The following is a 1,280-nucleotide window of genomic DNA, read 5'->3' on the forward strand; positions in this document are numbered from 1 at the left end:
GCCTCTACCTTTTGGACCTGTGTCATATTGACTCCGGCACGGTCTGCGAGCTCTTTTTGGGTCAGGCCGCAGCGGAGCCGCTCTCTGCGCACTGGCGGTATCAGAGATACCGCCTCACACACAGCCTCCTCTATGCTCTCCGCACTCATATGCTCAACCGTATTTTTGACCAGTACGATGTGTTTTGCAAAGCGGGTAAAGTTGTTGCTGTCTACATGTTCCCGGACAAATACCCGTCCATCGGTCAAATCGTAGTGGATGGAGTAATACATGCCGCTGTTGGCAGGCAGGTCAGTCGTGGCAAGGCTGGCCTCTTTTGCGCCGATAATCTTAATGTTGCTCATTTTGCATCCTCCTCCATATTTGCGAGTGCCTCTTTTGCGGCCAGATATTGCTCGGCCGTAACCATGTGAGGGACGTATCCCTCGCCGCCCTCGTTGTTGACGTTGTTATACTCCGCGGCCCGGCAGACAGCCTCCTCCTTGGTGGGGATATCGCGTTGTGCCTCCGCCTGGGCGATGATGGCGCGCAGGCCGTCAGCATACTTCCGATTGTCCTCAGCCTGTCTGGAGACAGCGCGCTCCCTGTCCAGAGCGACAAAGGCCTCCCACTCTGCGTCGCTGATCTCATAGACGCGATTGCCGCATCCGTTAAAGGCGTACTTCTCGCGGCACTTGACCGCGTCCAGGTCCTCCCAGCTGATGTAATCCAGCTGGATGGATTCGCCGGTAGCAATCAGGATGGAGTCCTTCCACTCCTCGGTGTAGTCCCGCTTCTCCTCATCGGTCAGCTTACGAGCTTCGGTCAAAGATATCCCATACTGATACGCATACTCAATTACTTTCATTTTTAGTCGTCCTTTCTTTTGTTAAGCGGCCACGAACTCGCCGGTAAGGTTGTTAACATAGCCGATCTTCTCGGTGCGCTTGCGGTTCCAGGCGTTTGTGTATACAGCGACCTCGACATAGGTGCGGTTGTGGCCGCCCTTGGCCCAATCGTTTACGCAGACCTTGGTGTTCCAGTCGATCTCATTGGAGAGAGCCTCAGCAGCCTTGACAGCCTTAGCAAGAGCCCAGGCGGCCTTGAGAGCGACGGACATAGAGACGTTGGCGGTGCGGCGGATGTTCCAGGCGTTCACCATGATCTCGTGCTTGTTATACATAACTCATTACCTCCTGGGGTGTTCCCTTCTTGATGGTTTTATTATATACCAATATTGGAGCTTTGTCAATAAAAATACCAATATTGGAGTGTGTTAATTTACAAGAGAACGCAAAAAA

The 1,280-nt window shown here is 53.2% G+C and carries 3 protein-coding genes; all 3 read right to left on the minus strand.

Annotated elements, in window-relative coordinates:
- A partial coding sequence (locus tag INF37_RS15525; RefSeq protein ID WP_193539411.1) for a helix-turn-helix domain-containing protein occupies positions 1–344 on the minus strand: 344 nt, incomplete at its 3' end.
- The gene (locus INF37_RS15530; protein WP_193539413.1) at positions 341–847 is read right to left on the minus strand and encodes a hypothetical protein; all 507 of its coding nucleotides are present in this window, start codon (positions 845–847) and stop codon (positions 341–343) included. The genes INF37_RS15530 and INF37_RS15525, both read right to left, overlap by 4 nt.
- 21 nt (positions 848–868) lie before the next feature.
- A complete protein-coding gene (locus INF37_RS15535; RefSeq protein ID WP_193539415.1) occupies positions 869–1,162 on the minus strand; it encodes a hypothetical protein in 294 nt (97 codons plus the stop codon).
- Positions 1,163–1,280: the final 118 nt, after the last annotated feature.

Origin of the sequence: Pseudoflavonifractor gallinarum, assembly GCF_014982855.1 — a bacterium.
Taxonomy (GTDB): Bacteria; Bacillota; Clostridia; order Oscillospirales; family Oscillospiraceae; genus Pseudoflavonifractor_A; species Pseudoflavonifractor_A gallinarum.